Here is a 15337-nt window from a genome sequence, read left to right as displayed (position 1 = left end):
ATGTAAGATCCGTCGTGTATCAGGTTGTTGCTGTCGGACTGGTCGCTGTCGTCGCCTGGTTCCTGATCTCCAACACACTGCATAATCTTTCCATTCGCAATATTTCCACCGGCTTTGATTTCCTCAAGCGGGAATCCGGTTTCGCCATCGGCGAATCGCCCATCGAATTCGGGCCGGAAAACACCTATGCCCGCGCCATTCTGGTCGGCCTGCTGAACACCATCCGCGTGGCGGTGATCGGCATCATCCTGGCCACCATCATCGGCACGATCGTCGGCATCGCCCGGCTGTCGAAGAACTGGCTGGTGTCCAAGCTGGCGATGATCTACGTCGAGGTCATCCGCAACGTGCCGCTGCTGCTGCAGCTGTTCTTCTGGTATGCGATCATCACCGAGACGCTGCCGGGCCCGCGTTCGGCTATCAACGTCATGCCGGGCGTCTTCATGTCCAATCGCGGCATCAAGGTGCCGTCGCCGACCGACCATTTCGCCTTCGATCTCGCCGCCATCGGCTTCCTGCTGGCGCTGGTGCTGATCGGTGTGGTGGTTCACTTCGCCAAGAAACGCCAGGACGCGACCGGCCTGGCCTTTCCGGTCTATCGCACGGCCATCGCATTGCTGATCGGCATGCCGTTCCTCGGCTGGCTGATCGGCGGTGCGCCGATGGAGCTGAACGTACCGAAGCTGCAGGGCTTCAATTTCGTCGGCGGTGCCACGCTGACGCCGGAATTCGCCGCCCTGCTGTTCGGTCTTGTGCTCTATACCGCCGGCTTCATCGCCGAGGTGGTGCGCGCCGGCATCCAGGCGGTGAGTTACGGCCAATGGGAGGCGGCGAGTGCCATCGGATTAAGCCGCAGCCAGACCCTGCGGCTGATCGTGCTGCCGCAGTCGCTGCGCGTGATCATTCCGCCGATGACCAGCCAGTATCTGAACCTGACCAAGAACAGCTCGCTGGCGGTGGCGATCGGGTATCCCGATATCGTCTCGGTCGCCAACACCACGCTGAACCAGACCGGTCAGGCCATCGAAGGCATCCTGATCATCATGGCCGTGTATCTGACCATCAGTCTTTCGATCTCGATGTTCATGAACTGGTACAACAAACATATTGCGTTGGTGGAGCGGTAAGATGACGACAGCCACCGAATCCCTGCCGCCGCCGACCTCCACCACCGGGCCGATCGCCTGGGTGCGCGAGCGTCTGTTCTCTTCACCCCTGAACGCCATCCTGACCATCCTGTCGGTCTGGCTGGTGCTGATGTCCTTGCCGCCATTCATTGAATGGGCCCTGATCAAGGCGAATTTCATGGCGGCGACATCGCAGGAATGCCGCGGTACCGGCGGCGCCTGCTGGGCCTTCATCGGCGTGAAATACCGTCTGATGCTGTTCGGTCTGTATCCCTATGACGAACAGTGGCGTCCACTGATCGCCACCGTCCTGCTGATCGCGATGATCGTGATGAGCTGCGTGCCGCGGTTCTGGAATGCCAGCCTGCTGGTCATCTGGGTTGGCGGCCTGATCGCCGTCGCCGTGCTGATGTGGGGCGGCATCCTCGGGCTTAAATATGTTGAGGACACGCTCTGGGGTGGCCTGCCGCTGACCCTGATCCTGGCCACCTTCGGCATCGCCATCGCGTTTCCTTTTGGCGTCATGCTGGCGCTGGGTCGACGCTCGAAGATGCCGGCGATCAAGACGCTTTGTGTGCTCTACATCGAACTGATCCGCGGCGTGCCGCTGATCAGCATGCTGTTCATGTCGTCGGTGATGCTGCCGCTGTTCCTGCCGGAAGGCTTCAGCATCGACAAGCTGCTGCGCGCCCAGATCGCCATCATCCTGTTCGCGGCGGCCTATCTGGCCGAGGTGGTGCGTGGCGGCCTGCAGGCGATCCCGAAGGGACAGTATGAGGGCGCTGATTCGCTCGGCCTCAGTTACGGCCAGAAGATGAGCTTCGTCATCCTGCCGCAGGCCCTCAAGATCGTGATTCCGCCCTTGGTCAGCCTGTTCATCGCGGTGTTCAAGGACACCTCGCTGGTGGTCATCATCGGCATCTATGACCTGATGCAGTCGACCAAGGTGGCGCTCACCGATCCCGCCTGGCGTGGCTTCTCGATCGAAGCCTATTTCTTCGTTTCGGCGATCTACTTCGTCTTTTGCTATTCGATGTCCAAATACAGCCAGAACCTGGAAAAGCGTCTGGCCACCGGACACAAGCGCTGAAGGATCAATTGACCATGGCGAACAACGTTATCGAGCTGCAGAGCGTCAACAAGTGGTATGGCGAGTTCCACGTGTTGCGGAACATCAACCTCAACGTCAAGAAGGGCGAGCGTATCGTCGTCTGTGGCCCGTCGGGCTCCGGCAAGTCGACCATGATCCGCTGCATAAACCGGCTGGAAGAGCACCAGAAGGGCCATATCATCGTCGATGGCACCGAACTGACCAACGACCTCAAGAATATCGACGCGATCCGTCGCGAGGTCGGCATGGTGTTCCAGCATTTCAACCTGTTCCCGCATCTGACCGTGCTGGAAAATCTGACGCTCGGCCCGATCTGGGTGCTGAAGAAGCCCAAGGCTGAGGCCGAAGCGACGGCGATGAAATACTTGAACCGGGTGCGTATTCCTGAGCAGGCCGGTAAATTCCCCGGCCAGCTCTCGGGTGGCCAGCAGCAGCGCGTCGCCATCGCCCGCTCGCTATGCATGAACCCGAAGATCATGCTGTTCGATGAGCCGACCTCGGCGCTCGATCCGGAAATGGTCAAGGAAGTGCTGGACGTTATGGTCGGCCTGGCCGAGGACGGCGGCATGACCATGATCTGCGTCACCCATGAAATGGGCTTTGCCCGCAAGGTGGCGGATCGCGTGATCTTCATGGATCGCGGCGAGATCATCGAGCAGAACACGCCGAACGAGTTCTTCTCCAATCCGCAGAACGAACGCACCCAGCTGTTCCTGAGCCAGATCCTGCACTGATCGGTTAAAACCGTGCTATGCTCCTCCCCATAACAAACGGGGAGGAGCATCATGCGCAGTCTTGTCGCAGTTCTTCTTGTGCTTACGGCGGTCCCGGCGGCCAGCGGCCCCGCCTGGGCCCAGTTGCCGGCCATCGATCCGGTCGGGCAATACCGCCTGATTGGCCCTGCCGGCCGCAGTGACAGCCGCTGCATCGGCCGACCTGAAACCCCACTCTGTGCCGTTGAAACCCTGCTGGCCTGTTTCGCCCGCCGCGATACGGATCTCTGCCGCATCGTCTGGTCCGGTGCCAACGGGGCTGCCGGCAGTCTGATGACAATGTCGAATTCCCGGTACTGGTGGAGCTATCGCGTTGCCGCGGCCGAACAGTCTTCGGCGGACGAAGCGGTGATTGCCGTGGCCGGGCGCAACTGCGGCCTGCTGCAGGCCGAGCCGGACTGTGCCACCACGCCCGCGCCGCCCACCCGTTACCGGGTGCAGCGGATCGATGGCCGGTGGGCCGTGGTCGACTGGCAGTCGCAGGCGGGCGATCCCACACCGGTGCGATAGGCGAAGGAGAGCGGAACTGCGCGGCGATCCGCGCCGTTCTGCATGCGACGGTCAGGGCGTATAGTCGAGGGCCATGGAATCGAGGCAACGATGACACGGCTGTTTGACGCATTGCGCCATATCTCGGCTGGCTGGCGGCTGCTGATCTGTCTGATCGTCGGCAGTGCGATCTTCCTCTGGCCGTTTGAGCCCGACGACCCGCTGGTGCATGCCGGAGCCGCCTGGGTGGCTGGCGTGGCGCTGTTCCTGGGCTGGACCGCCTATGCGGTCAGCTGCATCTCGATTGCCCAGCTGCGCAAGCGCGCCCGTGAGCTGGATGACAGCGCCTGGGTCATATCCGTGCTGGTGGTGATTGCCGCGGTCATCAGCCTGCTGGCGCTTGGCCTGATCGTCTATGGCAAAGACAGTGCCCAGGGGCTCGTGCTGGCCCTTCGGCTGGGCTTTGGAGGCGCCAGCATGGTCGCAGCCTGGCTATTGATCCATACGGTGCTGGCATTGCACTACGCCCATCTCTATTACGGCGACACCGAAGGTGACGGGAAAAAAGAAGATCGTCGCGGTCTGGATTTTCCCGGCAAGGGCGACCCGGATTACTGGGATTTCTTCTACTATTCCTTCGTGATCGGCATGACCTGCCAGGTCTCGGACGTTTCGATCTCGTCGCGCGGCATGCGGCGGCTGACGCTGGCACACAGCATCGTGTCGTTCTTCTTCAATACCACGGTGATCGCGCTGACGGTGAACCTGATCGCCAGTAACTGAGGTCAGCTCAGGCCGGCATAGCGCAGGGCAATGGCGATAACCATGCCGATCAGGATGGCGGTCATCGACTTGCGCAGGATCAGCATCACCGCAACGGCGGCGGCCAGACCCGCCCACATGGCGGGATCGCCCTTCATGGCGGCCGCCACCACGATGGCGATCAGCACGCCGCCGGCAGTGTGGCGCAGGAAGCGCTCCAACCGGGGCGAGACGGTGACATAGCTCATCATCCAGAAGCCGCCGACGCGGGTCAGCAGCGTGGCAAGGGCCATGCCGAAGATGGCAATCACCGCTGTGAGATCGAAGGCGGTGAAGCTAGTCATGGCGGCTGCTCCACAGGCCGGCGAGGCCGGCGCAGAGGCCGCCGATCAGGATATACCAGTTGCCGGGCAGCCAGAGCAGGGCAGCCACGGTGCCGGCGATGGCGGCGATCCAGGGCAGGATGTCGCTGCGGCCGCGATAGAGCCCGACCACCGAGGTGGCGAAGACGCCGGCGATCAGGACATCGAGGCCCCAGCGTTTGACATCCAGCCCGCCGCTGCTGGCCAGCGCGCCAAGCGCTGTGCCGCCGACCCAGACCGGCCATTGCATGATGACGGTGCCGAGCAGGATGCCGAGATCGCGCCGGCCGTTCATCATCGCCTGCAGCGTAATGGCCCAGCCGGCATCGGTCATGCCGGCCGAGATCGGCAGCACCCAGCGACGCGGCAGGTTGGCGATATAGGGATGCATCGCCGCGCCCATGACGATATGGCGGGCATTGACCAGGAAACTGGTCAGCACGATGGCCGCCACCGGCAGCGGTACGGCGCTCCACAGGCTCAGCACGGCGAACTGCGCGCTGCCGGCAAAGGTGGCGGCACTCATCAGGATGGCTTCGCCCGGAGACATGGTGACGCCGAGCGCGGCCGCGCCGAAGGCGATACCGAAGGGCAGCGCGCTGAGGCTGTAGGGCGCGGTCAGCTTCATGCCGTGCCAGACGCCATCGGCGGTGAACACGGCCGGCGGGGACGCGGCAGAATCGGGAGCTTGGGCGTGCATGGGGCGGCAAACTAGGGGTTGGCGGCGGGGCAGTCAACCGGTATGATGGTTATATGGCGAAAGCGCTCCCCATCCTTGAACTCGGCTTGCTCGGCGGGCATCCGGCGCTGGATTACGTCAATACGCTGGACTGGCGTGACCGATCCGTAGACGAGGGTGGCCCGGTCGAAACCCTGGTCTCCTATGATGCGCTGCTGGCCTGGTGTCGGCGCTGCGGCATCATCGGGGTCGCCACCGCGACGGAGCTCGAGCATCAGGCCGCTGCCGATCCGCGACAGGCCGCTGCCGTGCTGAGCGAAGCAGTGGCGCTCCGCGAGGCGCTCTATCGTCTGGCGCGGGCGACACGCGCAGGCAAGGCGGCGCGGCCGGCCGATCTTGATATGCTCAATGGCTGTTTACTGCGCTATCCGGAAGGGCGCACGCTGGCGCCGATCGGTCATCGTTTCGTCTGGAAATCCCACGGCGATGGCATCGCCCTGGGCTCGCCGCTGGGTGCCGTTGCGCGGCTTGGTGCGGAACTGCTGGTAACAGCCGAGCCGGAAAGTATCCGCTGCTGTGCCGGTCCCGATTGCGGCTGGCTGTTCCATGACACCAGCCCGAACAAGCGTCGCCGCTGGTGTTCGATGGAAAGCTGCGGCAATCGCGCCAAGGCGCGGCGGCATTATCTGCGAGTCAAAACCCAGGCCTGACGATCCGCACGGAACTTTGTTGGCGAATTTTCATTGGAATCATTCCAAGGAAAAGACCAGCAGAGGTGGATCATGGCCAAGACAGCAGCACCGTCCAAAAAGGCGGGCCTGAAGACCGTTGCAGGCAAGGGTGGCGAAACGCACCAGCAGGCGACGGCGGCCGACGGTCGCGACCGTCTCACCACCAACCAGGGCACGGCGATTGCCGATAATCAGAATTCCCTGAAGGCGGGTGCGCGTGGACCGACGCTGCTGGAAGATTTCGTGCTGCGCGAGAAGATCACCCATTTCGATCATGAGCGCATCCCGGAGCGTATCGTGCATGCCCGAGGTTCGGGCGCCCATGGCTATTTCCAGGTCTATAAAAGCCAGAGCGCGCTGACCAATGCGGCCTTCCTGCAGAATCCGCGCGAGAAGACCAAGGTCTTCGTGCGCTTCTCCACGGTGGCTGGTGGCGCCGGTTCGGCCGACACCGTGCGCGACGTGCGCGGCTTTGCCGTGAAGTTCTATACCTCGGAAGGCAATTTCGATCTGGTCGGCAACAACATCCCGGTCTTCTTTATCCAGGATGCGATGAAATTTCCCGATCTGGTGCATTCGGTGAAGATGGAACCTGATCGCGCCTTCCCGCAGGCGGCTTCGGCGCATGACACCTTCTGGGATTTCGCCTCGCTGATGCCGGAAACCACCCACATGCTGATGTGGGCGATGTCGGATCGCGGCATCCCGCGCAGCTACCGCATGATGGAAGGCTTCGGGGTGCACACCTTCCGTTTCGTCAATGCCAAGGGCAAATCCACCTTCGTGAAATTCCACTGGCGGCCGACCATCGGCTCGGTCTCGCTGATCTGGGATGAAGCCGTGAAGCTGGCCGGCGCCGACTATGACTTCCATCGCCGCGATCTGTGGAACGCCATCGAGGCCGGCGATTATCCGGAATTCGAACTCGGCATCCAGGCGTTCGATGAAAAGACCGCCGATGCGCTCGGCTTCGACGTGCTGGATCCGACCAAGGTGATCCCGGAGGAAATGATTCCGGTGCAGATGATCGGCAAGCTGGTTCTGGATCGTAATCCGGACAACTTCTTTGCCGAGACCGAGCAGGTCGCTTTCCATCCGGGCCATGTCGTGCCCGGCATCGACTTCACTAACGATCCCCTGCTGCAGGGCCGGCTGTTCTCCTATACCGATACGCAGTTGAGCCGCCTTGGCGGCCCGAATTTCCATGAACTTGAGATCAACCGCCCGGTCTGCCCGATGCGTAACTTCCAGCGCGACGGCATCCATCGCATGGCGGTACCCAAGGGCCGCGTTGCTTATGAGCCCAACAGTCTCGATCCGGACAGCCCGCGCGAACACCCCACGGCCGGCTTCACCAGTTTCCCCGAGCCGTTGACCGGCGAGAAGCAGCGCATCCGGTCGGAGAGCTTCGCCGATCACTACAGCCATGCGCGGCTGTTCTGGCTCTCGATGACCGAACCGGAGAAGACCCATATCGTCAGCGCCTTTGCCTTCGAACTGGCCAAGGTGGAAACCATCGCCATCCGCAAGCGCATGCTGGGCCGCCTGAAGCTGGTGCATGACGATCTCTGCAGCCAGGTGGAAGCCGCGCTCGGCATGGAGGGGCAGGCGGAAAAGCTGACGCCCGCCGTTGCGGCCAAGACCATGAAGCCGTCGAAGGCGCTCAGCCTGATCGCCAAGGCCCTGCCCACCATCAAGGGTCGCAAGATCGGCGTTCTGGTCACCGATGGCGGCGATGCCAAGCTGCTGGCGGCCGTTCAGAAGGCGGCGCAGGACGAAGGCGCGGTGGTCGAGATCATCGCCCCCAAGATCGGCGGCGTGAAACTCAGCGACGGCAAGGTCACGCCTGCCAATCACACGATCTCGGGCGGTCCATCCGTGCTGTTCGATGCGGTGGTGCTGCTGCCCTCCACGGATGGCGTGAAGAAACTGGTGCGTGAGGCCGGTGCCGTGGCCTGGGTGCATGATGCCTTCAGCCATCTGAAGGTGATCGGCAATGTGGCCGCAGCCAAACCTCTGATGGACAAGGCCGGCGTCGAGAAGGATGACGGCATCGTGGCGCTCGAGGGTGGCGTTGCGGCCTTCATCAAGGCGGCGCAGCAGCACCGCATCTGGGCCCGTGAGCCCAAGCTGCGCAGTCCCGGCTGATTAGCGGCGCGGATCGAACAGCGCGTCGCGGGTCTGGTAGGGCCGGAAGCCGGTCTTCTGGTAAAGCGGCAGTGCGGCCGGATGGTCGAGGTTGCAGGTGTTCACCATCAGCCGTTGCGTGCCGTAGGAGAAAGCCTGCCGTACGCCGGTGCGCAGCAGCCATGGCCCCAGGCCGCGGCCGAAGAATTCCGGCGCCAGGCCGAAATAGGCGATGTTGATCGGCTTGCGCGGATCGCTGTCCTCGTCGCGGCGGTCGAGTTCGATATACCCGGCCGGCACGCCGCCGACATAGGGTACCCAGATTTCCACCAGCGGATCGCAGATCACCTGGCCCAGCGCGACATCGCTCATGCGGTGGCGATCGACCCAGTGCCAGGCGCGGCCGACCGTGTCGTAGAGGTAGCGATAGAAGCCGACGGTGGGCTTCTCCAGCCGCAGCAGCGCCAGCTTGGGCACCAGCGGCGGCCGTTCGCTGCCCTCGGGCAGGGCTTTCAGCATATCCAGATAGACGACCGTGACATTGTAGCGGCCGTCATCCAGCAGTTCGGCCGGGCGCAGCCGGAAGATCGCCGGCGCAACCGTGTTCTCGGTATCGCGGGCTGCGGCCATGCGGCGGATCGTTACTTGGCCAGTTCCGCCGGCAGGTCGGCGCGACCGCCCCATTCGGTCCATGAGCCGTCATAGACCGAAACCTGGCGATGCCCGAGCAGATGCATGCCCAGCGTGAGGATGCAGGCCGAAACGCCCGAGCCGCAGCTGTTGATCACCGGTTTGCTCAGGTCGACGCCGGCCTTGCCGAAGATGTCCTGCAAAACATCGGCCGACTGGAACAGGCCGGTCTGTGGATCGGTCATCATTGAGGAAGGCACGTTAAGCGAACCCGGAATGTGGCCGCCGCGCAGGCCGATGCGCGGCTCCGGCTCGGTGCCGTCGAAGCGCCCCTTGCTGCGGGCATCCACCACCTGTTCGCGCGGGCTGGCCATGTTGGTGCGCACCTGTTCCACGTCGCGCACCAGCATGTCGTTGCGCCGCGCGGTGAAATGCCGTTCGCGCGGCAGCGGCGGCAGGTCTTCTACCGGCCGGCCTTCCGCCTTCCACTTCTTGAAGCCGCCGTTCAGCACGGCCACGTCGGTATGGCCGAAGACGCGGAACATCCACCAGGCGCGCGGTGCCGAGAGATGCACGTCCGAGCCGTCATAGACCACGATGCGGTTGCCGTCGCCGATGCCAAGGCGCCGCATGCGGGCGGAGAATTTCTCCGGGCTGGGCAGCATATGCGGCAGCGGCACATCGGTATCGGCGATCTCGTCGATATCGAAGAACACCGCGCCAGGGATATGCGCATCGGCATATTCGGCCTTGCCGTTGCGGCTCATGGTCGGCAGATACCAGGAGGCATCGACGATGCGCAGATCGGGTGCCTTCAGATGCTCGGCCAGCCACTCGGTCGATACCAGCGCATCCGGATTGACGTAGTTCATGCGACTGCTCCCTGCTTGCGGTCTTTATGCCGCGAATTCGATGCTGACGCGGCGGTTCTGCCGGCCCTTGTTTTCGATCTTGCGCACGGCGACCGCGCCGATCTCGCCGGTCTGCTTCACATGGGTGCCGCCGCAGGCCTGCAGGTCGAGCGGCTTGTCGAGGCCGGCGACTTCAATGAGGCGCACCTTACCCAGGCCCATCGGCGGCTTCACCGCCATGGTCTTGACCAGGTCGGGGCTGTTGAGCAACTCCTCGTCGGTGATCCAGCGCGCGGTCACCGCATGATCGGCGGCAACCAGTTCGTTCAGCTTCGCCGTCAGCGTGTCCTTGTCGGGGATGCTGTCGGCCATGTCGAAATCCAGCCGGCCCTTGCCATCGCTGACCTGGCCGCCGGTGACCGGGAAGGGCACCAGCACCGACAGCAGATGCAGGCAGGTATGCATGCGCATCAGGCGATGCCGGCGCGCCCAGTCGATCTCCAGCCGGCCGCGAGCGCCAACCTTCAGCAGGGCCGAGCCGCCGGCTGGCACATGGACGATGCCCTCGGGGCCATCGCCCTTGCGGGTGTCGGCAATCGCGATGGCGTCGCCGCTCTCCAGCACGAAGCGGCCGCTATCGCCGGGCTGGCCGCCGCCGGTCGGATAGAACACGGTCTTGTCGGTCTGGAATCCGCGCTCGTCGATGGCGGTGATCACCGCATCGCAGTGGGTGAGATAGGCATCGTCGCGGAACAGGAACTCGGTCATGGCGCTCACACCATCCAGGCCGGAACCGGCAGGTTCTTGCTGCGCAGGAAGTCCGGGTTGAACATCTTGCTCTGGTAGCGCGCGCCGCCATCGCACAGGATGGTGACGATCGTGTGTCCAGGCCCCATTTTCTTTGCGAGGCGGATCGCGGCGGCCACGTTGATCCCCGACGAGCCGCCCAGCACCAGGCCTTCATGCTGCACCAGGTCGAACACCACCGGCAGCGCTTCCTCGTCGGGAATCTGGAAGGCGTCGTCGGGCGTGATGCCTTCAAGGTTGGCGGTGATGCGGCCCTGGCCGATGCCTTCGGTGATCGAGCTGCCTTCGGACTTCAGTTCGCCATGCTTGTAGTAGTGATACAGCGCCGCACCCATCGGATCGGCCAGCGCGACCTGCACCTTCGGATTGCGCTCCTTCAGCGCCATCAGGATGCCGGCAAACGTCCCGCCCGAGCCGACCGCGCAGGTGAAGCCATCCACCTTGCCGCCCGTCTGTGTCCAGATCTCGGGGCCGGTGGTGTGGTAATGCGCCGCGCGGTTGGCGATGTTGTCGAACTGGTTGGCCCAGATCGCGCCCTTGGGTTCGGTCTTCGCGATCTCCTCGGCCAGCCGGCCGGAATATTTCACGTAGTTGTTCGGGTCCTTGTAGGGGACGGCCGGCACCAGGCGCAGGTCGGCGCCGCACAGGCGCAGGAAATCCTTCTTCTCCTGGCTCTGGGTATCCGGCATCACGATCACGGTCTTGAAACCAAGCGCATTGCCCACCAGGGCCAGACCGATGCCGGTATTGCCCGCCGTACCCTCGACAATGGTGCCGCCGGGTTTCAGGGTGCCGCGCTTAAGCGCATCCTGCACGATATACAGCGCCGCCCGGTCCTTTACCGAACCGCCGGGATTCATGAATTCGGCCTTGCCATAGATCTCGCAGCCGGTGAGATCGGAGGCGGCTTTCAGGCGGATCAGGGGGGTGTTGCCGATGCTGTCGACGAAGTCTTTGCGAATGTCCATGCCGGGCTCGATATCCTGGGTCTCGGGCTGATATAGCGTCCCCCGAAACCCATCCTATACCGAGGGGGGGTTAGGGTCGCAACCCGCGGGGATCGGCCCATCTCTGCCGCAGCTTTTCGCGGTACAAACCGAGCCAGAGCAGGCCGATGGTCGCCGGCGAATTGGGCATTTTCCCGGCTTCCCATTGGGCAAAAGCCTCGGGGAAGGGCATGGCGAAGACCCGGATATCCTCATGCTCGGCGGCCAGTCCGTGGAAGCCGCCGGCCCGGCCGGCATCCACCTGGGCGCAGAACATGTGGAAGCGCTCGCAGCAGAAGCCCGGCGTGGAATAGACCATGCCGACCGGCAGCAGCGACCCGATGGCGTCCAACCCGGCTTCCTCCTTCAGCTCGCGGATGCCGACCTCCTCGGTCGACTCTCCGTCCTCGATCAGGCCAGCCACGGTTTCCACCATCCAGGCGCGGTCGCCATTGAACAGGGCGGAGGCGCGGAACTGCTCGATCAGCACCACCTCGTCGCGCTTCGGATCGTAGGGCATGACGCAGACGGCATCGCCGCGATACACCACCTCGCGGTCGATCTCGAGTGCACCGCCTTCAAAGCGACCATGCCGCAGCCAGAGCTTGTCGACTTTCAGGTGACCCCGGAAGACCTGCTCCTGCCGCGTGACCTCGACGGGATAGGGCTGGTGGCTGGTGCTTATCTGCTTGCGCATGGCATCGGACCCTGACTGTGAAGCAAATGAAGGAAGGCATCCTTATGGCTACGCTGCCAGCCTGCCAGATGCCAGTCGGTCTTGGCGGCGGGGAGAACAGGGCCGGCGGGCAGGAACACCAGGGCGCGCTGGCTGCCGGCGCCACTGGCTGGTCTCACCGGCAGGGCGCGGCTGACATATTCCGGACCTTCGTAACGGGCGAGGCGTCCGGCGTCTGTGGGGCGTGCCGCCCGGAACAGCAGGCCGTCGACCACGCCGCCGGGGGCGCGAATCAGCACGGGATAGCTGCGGCCCTGGGCCTGCTTGCGGCGGAAGCCGTGCAGCAGCGCCGGCTCAAGCTGCCGCGGGCCGGGGCGGTAGCCGAGAATCAGGGTCTGGATATCGGAGTCGCACAGCGTGCCGTAGAAAAAATACCGCATAGACAGCTGGCTTGACCTGCCGGGGGATTGATCCACATTGTGAAAACTTGCGTACATTACGATGTAATCCAAGCGTCAGGGTTTAGCAAAGATCATGTCTGTGACCGATTTGGCCAGCACCCAGCCCGCTTCGCGGGTACCGGAGCACCATATCCCCGCTGAGTTGCTGCTCGATTACGCCGGCGGCAATCTGGCGGAACCGTGGTCGCTGGTCGTGGCCTGCCACCTGACCCTTTGCCCCCATTGCCGCCGCGAACTGTCCGCCATCGAGCAGGCGGCCGGTGCCCTGATGGAGAACCAGACCCCACCGGTCGCGGCGGCGGGTTTTGCCGCCGTGGCGGCGCGTCTGGGCGCGCAGGAACCGGCAGCACCTAGGGCGGCCTCGCGGCCTGCCGGCGGCCTGCCCAAGCCGCTGCTCGACTATCTGGGTGGTCGCGGTGTGGATGACATCTCATGGCGCTGGAGCGGCGCCGGCCTGCAGTCGCATGCGCTGCCGGCAAACAAGTCGCAGGGTGGCATGGTCAGCCTGTTGAAAATCGCACCCGGCGCCGGCCTGCCGCTGCATACCCATCGCGGCAACGAAATGACGCTGGTGCTGAGCGGCGGCTATACCGACGAGCATGGCACCTTCCAGCGCGGCGATCTGGAGGTCGCCGATGGCAGTCTGCAGCATCGGCCGCTGGCCATGCTGGACCAGCCCTGTCTCTGCCTGGCCGTCACCGACGCGCCGCTGAATTTCAGCGGTCGCCTTGGCTGGTTCTTCAATCAATGGGCAAAAGTCTCGGCATAGCAGCCCTGGTCGCTGTGCTGGCTGCTGGCGCCGGGCGTGCCGGCGAGCTGGAGACGCGCGATTTCGAGGTGTTTCGCAATGGCGAACCCATCGGCCATCATCGCGTGGTGATCGACCGCGACGGCGATATCGCCCATGTGAAGATCGATATCGGACTCAGGGTCACTTTCGGGCCGCTCACGCTATTCCGCTATCTGCATGAGTCCGAGGAAGTCTGGCATGGCGATCGCCTGCAGGCCCTGAAATCCACCACAGACAATGATGGCACGGCCGAAACCCTGCAGGTGGAGGCCGATCCCGCAGGCAATGACCTGAAGGTGACGGGCTCGCGTTTTAGCGGCCGGCTGCCGGCCGATGCCATGCCCACCAGCTACTGGCGCAGCGACTTTGTCAGCCGCGCCACCATCATGGACAGCCAGAACGGTCGCGTGCTGGCCCTGCGCGTGCAGCCTGAACGGTTTGAAATGGCCTCGGCTCTGCGCAGCGAAGTGCCGGCGCGGCGCTACCAGGTGTTGGGCGATATCGATCTCACCCTCTGGTACGACCGGACTGGCCAATGGGTGAAGGCAGCCTTCCCTGGCAAGGACGGTTCGCGGATCGAATATCGCCTGCGCTAGTTGCGGCTGAAGCCGTACTGCACCACGTCGATGGTGCCGGCGTTGAAGCCGCCCTCGCAATAGGCCAGGTAATAACGCCACATCCGGCGGAAGCGCTCGTCGAAGGCCTGCAGCCGGCTGTCCATCGCGCGGATCTGCGGCCAGGCTGCTTCGAAGGCGTGATGCCACAGATTGAGCGTGCGGGCGTAATCGCGGCCGAAGCTGAAGGCATCGGCGATCTGCAGCCCGGCGGCCCCGGCCTGCTGCGTCACGGTCTGCGGCGACAGCAGCATGCCGCCCGGGAAGATATAGGCCTGGATGAAATCCATCGTGCCGCGGTAATCCTCGAAATACTTGTCGGCGATCACGATGGCCTGCACGCCGGCGCGGCCCTGCGGCTGGAGGCGATCGCGCAGCTGGCCGAAATACAGCGGCCAGTATTTCTCGCCCACGGCCTCGATCATCTCGATGGAGGCCACGGCATCATACTGACCCGTCAGGTCGCGGTAGTCGCACAGCTCGATGCTCACGCGCTCGTTCAGACCTTCGCGCTGCACCCGGGCCTGCGCATAGTCATGCTGCTCGCGGCTGATGGTGACGGCATGGACCTGCGCGCCGTATTCCTTCGCGGCCAGACAGGCAAAGCCGCCCCAGCCGCAGCCGATTTCCAGCAGGCGCTGCCCCGGTTTCAGCTGCAGGGTCTCGCCGGCGAGGCGGCGGTATTTGTTGAGCTGGGCTTCTTCCAGGCTTTCGCTGCCGCGCTGCCACAGGGCGGCGGAATAGGTCATCGAGGGGTCGAGCCAGCGGCTGTAGAAATCATTCCCCAGATCGTAGTGATAGGCGATGTTGCGTTTGCTGCCGCGCTTGCTGTTGGCGGCAAAGGCGAAGCCGATGCGACGCAGGGCCCGCAGCCAGGGCTGGCCCATTAGTGTGGAATCGAGGTCGGTGTTGATGCAGGCCCATTCGGTCAGTGCGCCGAGGTCGTCGCAGTCGAAATCGCCATCGATATAGGCCTGGCCGATAGCCAGGTTTCCGCCCAGCAGCAGGCGCTTGGCCATGCGATGGTCGTTGATGCGCAGGGCCGCGTCCGGCCCGGGTTGGCTGCCGCGGGCCTGCACGCAGCGGCCATCGGGCAGGGTGACGGTCAGGCTGCCATGGCTGACGCGCGGCGACAGCGACAGCATCAGCCGCGTCCAGCGCGGCAGGTCGGACAGCCGGAAGGCATCCTGCGCGGTTTTCAGTTGCACCGGTTCGTAGGATGGCGCCGGCAGGATGTCATGATGATGGTGCGTCAGGCCGGCCTGCGCCATCGCGTCGGCCGCCGCTTCCATCGCGGCTTCGGCAGCCGCGTTCAGCGGATTCTTGCGGTCGGCATAGGCTTCACTCATACAACGCTCCCA

At 63.9% G+C, this 15337-nt stretch carries 18 protein-coding genes; 9 read left to right on the top strand and 9 right to left on the bottom strand.

Translation table 11 applies throughout. The features are described 5' to 3' along the window. Nucleotides 1-14: 14 nt before the first annotated feature. From AC1ROT_RS00525 to AC1ROT_RS00505, 5 genes are all read left to right on the top strand, one after another. Nucleotides 15-1127, top strand: a complete 1113-nt coding sequence (locus AC1ROT_RS00525; RefSeq protein ID WP_492970653.1) for an amino acid ABC transporter permease — start codon at nt 15-17, stop codon at nt 1125-1127. Between the two features lies 1 nt (nt 1128). Beyond that, nucleotides 1129-2217 (top strand): amino acid ABC transporter permease, encoded by a 1089-nt coding sequence (locus AC1ROT_RS00520; protein WP_492996840.1) that lies wholly within the window; start codon nt 1129-1131, stop codon nt 2215-2217. 14 nt (nt 2218-2231) lie between these two features. Next, entirely contained in the window at nt 2232-2972 is a 741-nt protein-coding gene (locus tag AC1ROT_RS00515) for an amino acid ABC transporter ATP-binding protein (protein ID WP_492970655.1), read from the top strand. A gap of 51 nt (nt 2973-3023) precedes the next feature. Further along, the gene (locus AC1ROT_RS00510; protein WP_492970656.1) at nt 3024-3521 is read left to right on the top strand and encodes a hypothetical protein; all 498 of its coding nucleotides are present in this window, start codon (nt 3024-3026) and stop codon (nt 3519-3521) included. 90 nt (nt 3522-3611) lie between these two features. After that, on the top strand, nt 3612-4283 hold the full coding sequence (locus AC1ROT_RS00505) for a DUF1345 domain-containing protein (protein ID WP_492970657.1): 672 nt from the start codon (nt 3612-3614) through the stop codon (nt 4281-4283). Between the two features lie 2 nt (nt 4284-4285). Here AC1ROT_RS00505 and AC1ROT_RS00500 read toward each other — a convergent pair whose 3' ends face one another. Both AC1ROT_RS00500 and AC1ROT_RS00495 read right to left on the bottom strand, forming a co-directional pair. Then, entirely contained in the window at nt 4286-4606 is a 321-nt protein-coding gene (locus AC1ROT_RS00500; RefSeq protein WP_492970658.1) for an AzlD family protein, read from the bottom strand. Further along, nucleotides 4599-5324: an AzlC family ABC transporter permease gene (locus AC1ROT_RS00495; protein WP_492996839.1), complete on the bottom strand. Its 726-nt coding sequence runs from the start codon at nt 5322-5324 to the stop codon at nt 4599-4601. The genes AC1ROT_RS00500 and AC1ROT_RS00495 overlap by 8 nt, the downstream gene beginning before the upstream one ends. A 53-nt stretch (nt 5325-5377) precedes the next feature. On the opposite strand from AC1ROT_RS00495, the gene AC1ROT_RS00490 reads away from it, so the two are divergent. Beyond that, nucleotides 5378-6013: a CGNR zinc finger domain-containing protein gene (locus tag AC1ROT_RS00490; RefSeq protein WP_492996838.1), complete on the top strand. Its 636-nt coding sequence runs from the start codon at nt 5378-5380 to the stop codon at nt 6011-6013. Between the two features lie 72 nt (nt 6014-6085). Next, nucleotides 6086-8182, top strand: coding sequence for a catalase (locus AC1ROT_RS00485; protein ID WP_492996837.1), 2097 nt, complete (start codon nt 6086-6088; stop codon nt 8180-8182). On the opposite strand, the gene AC1ROT_RS00480 is transcribed toward AC1ROT_RS00485, so the two are convergent. The 6 genes from AC1ROT_RS00480 to AC1ROT_RS00455 all read right to left on the bottom strand — a co-directional run bounded on the left by AC1ROT_RS00480 (nt 8183) and on the right by AC1ROT_RS00455 (nt 12608). Further along, nucleotides 8183-8791, bottom strand: a complete 609-nt coding sequence (locus tag AC1ROT_RS00480; protein ID WP_492996836.1) for a GNAT family N-acetyltransferase — start codon at nt 8789-8791, stop codon at nt 8183-8185. An 11-nt stretch (nt 8792-8802) separates the two neighbouring features. After that, nucleotides 8803-9663 carry a 3-mercaptopyruvate sulfurtransferase gene (gene sseA, locus AC1ROT_RS00475; RefSeq protein WP_492996835.1) on the bottom strand — a complete coding sequence of 287 codons (861 nt, stop codon included), beginning with the start codon at nt 9661-9663 and terminating at the stop codon, nt 8803-8805. Between the two features lie 24 nt (nt 9664-9687). Further along, a complete protein-coding gene (locus AC1ROT_RS00470; protein WP_492970664.1) occupies nt 9688-10410 on the bottom strand; it encodes an alanyl-tRNA editing protein in 723 nt (240 codons plus the stop codon). A 5-nt stretch (nt 10411-10415) separates the two neighbouring features. Then, a complete protein-coding gene (locus AC1ROT_RS00465; RefSeq protein ID WP_492996834.1) occupies nt 10416-11417 on the bottom strand; it encodes a cysteine synthase A in 1002 nt (333 codons plus the stop codon). 70 nt (nt 11418-11487) lie between these two features. Further along, nucleotides 11488-12132 carry an NUDIX domain-containing protein gene (locus tag AC1ROT_RS00460; RefSeq protein ID WP_492996833.1) on the bottom strand — a complete coding sequence of 215 codons (645 nt, stop codon included), beginning with the start codon at nt 12130-12132 and terminating at the stop codon, nt 11488-11490. Then, entirely contained in the window at nt 12117-12608 is a 492-nt protein-coding gene (locus tag AC1ROT_RS00455) for a gamma-glutamylcyclotransferase family protein (RefSeq protein ID WP_492996832.1), read from the bottom strand. The genes AC1ROT_RS00460 and AC1ROT_RS00455 overlap by 16 nt, the downstream gene beginning before the upstream one ends. A gap of 37 nt (nt 12609-12645) precedes the next feature. On the opposite strand from AC1ROT_RS00455, the gene AC1ROT_RS00450 reads away from it, so the two are divergent. Both AC1ROT_RS00450 and AC1ROT_RS00445 read left to right on the top strand, forming a co-directional pair. Next, nucleotides 12646-13341, top strand: coding sequence for a ChrR family anti-sigma-E factor (locus AC1ROT_RS00450; RefSeq protein WP_492996831.1), 696 nt, complete (start codon nt 12646-12648; stop codon nt 13339-13341). Beyond that, nucleotides 13320-13958 (top strand): DUF6134 family protein, encoded by a 639-nt coding sequence (locus AC1ROT_RS00445; protein ID WP_492996830.1) that lies wholly within the window; start codon nt 13320-13322, stop codon nt 13956-13958. The genes AC1ROT_RS00450 and AC1ROT_RS00445 overlap by 22 nt, the downstream gene beginning before the upstream one ends. Here AC1ROT_RS00445 and AC1ROT_RS00440 read toward each other — a convergent pair. Continuing rightward, on the bottom strand, nt 13955-15325 hold the full coding sequence (locus AC1ROT_RS00440) for a class I SAM-dependent methyltransferase (RefSeq protein ID WP_492996829.1): 1371 nt from the start codon (nt 15323-15325) through the stop codon (nt 13955-13957). The genes AC1ROT_RS00445 and AC1ROT_RS00440 overlap by 4 nt on opposite strands. Nucleotides 15326-15337: the final 12 nt, after the last annotated feature.

Source organism: Ferrovibrio sp. GW821-FHT12E11 (assembly GCF_058806975.1).
Note: the sequence above shows the minus strand (reverse complement) of the source record. Positions and strands in the feature narration are given on the sequence as shown.